Here is a 1163-nt window from a genome sequence, read left to right as displayed (position 1 = left end):
CCAGTCTCTTGGTCTAGAATGTACATATTGTTTCGCCCTGCCAAATGGTGTTCTTGGAGTATTTTGCAGGTATTTGATATATCTAAAAAAATACCCTCCAAATAGCTCATCTCCTCCTTCTCCGCTAAGTGTGGTTTTTGCTCCAAGATTTCGAACTGCTTTAAAGTTGTAGTATGGCCACAAATTGCTTTTTGGAGCTCCAAATTTCCATATTATAGTTGGTAGATCAGACAACAAATCTTTAATGACAATTTCCTTGTATTCACAGTTGGCTATTTTTGCAACAATTCTAGCATCATCGAATTCATCGTCTGCATCACCAAACCCAATACAAAAACATTTCAGAGAAATCTTGTCATTTTTTGCTAGTAATAATGTATTAAGTGAAGAATCAGTACCACCAGACAGTCCAATAGCTACTTTCTTTGAGGATATTCTCGAGATGTTTTTTTTGAGTATCTCTTCAGTTTTGTTGACACAGAAATCATAATCTAGTTTATGTTCGATAAAGTCACGATATGATAGTTCAGGAACGTCAGGAATGTTCTTAGTTCCCTTAAGAATACCATGATAGGTCGGATTGTATCTTAAAGACAAAGTCATAAACAAAGGAAAAAGATCTGTTGAAAGAGTCAACTCTTCTTACAAGATGAATATTCTTTATAACTACTACGGCATTTAGATTGTTATCTTTGTAAGATTATTACGGATTTCTCTTGATTGCTGATTTTGTAGTATAGAATCATAGATTACTTTTATCTTTTTTACAAACAATTCAGGAGAATGATATTTTATTATCCATTCCCTACTTTGTTTACCAATAGTATTTCTTGTCTTGTCATCTTTTAGAGTTTCAAGTTGTTTTGCTACTTGAGACGGATTAGAAGCATTGGCAATAGGTGGGCTTTGTCCATAAAGCATGCCATATTGTTCCTCATTGACAAATGCAAGCAATGGCTTGGCACATGAAAAAGATTCCCAACCTACTGATCCAAGAGAGCCCAGTACAAATTGATCTGCGATTACATCTGAGAGGTTGTAATAATGTAAAAGTTCTGTAGAATTCAGTGGTCCCTTTATAAATTGAATCTTGTTTTCAACTCCTAGTGATTTTACCAGTTCATGGGTTTGCTTAGAATCTACTCCTCTATCCACTATCACCA

Annotated in this window: 2 protein-coding genes; both read right to left on the bottom strand. The window is 34.7% G+C overall.

What is annotated here, in order from left to right:
* Positions 1-603, bottom strand: a 603-nt coding sequence (locus tag DYY66_RS03270; protein ID WP_166286179.1) for an asparagine synthase C-terminal domain-containing protein, incomplete at its 3' end; no start/stop codon positions are given.
* Positions 604-678: 75 nt separating this feature from the next.
* Positions 679-1163: glycosyltransferase (locus DYY66_RS03265; RefSeq protein ID WP_166286177.1), on the bottom strand; the 485-nt coding region annotated here is incomplete at its 5' end.

It is taken from the genome of Candidatus Nitrosotalea sp. FS (assembly GCF_011319475.1).
In the GTDB taxonomy this organism is placed as follows: Archaea; Thermoproteota; Nitrososphaeria; order Nitrososphaerales; family Nitrosopumilaceae; genus Nitrosotalea.
This window is presented reverse-complemented; position numbering and strand designations above follow the sequence as displayed.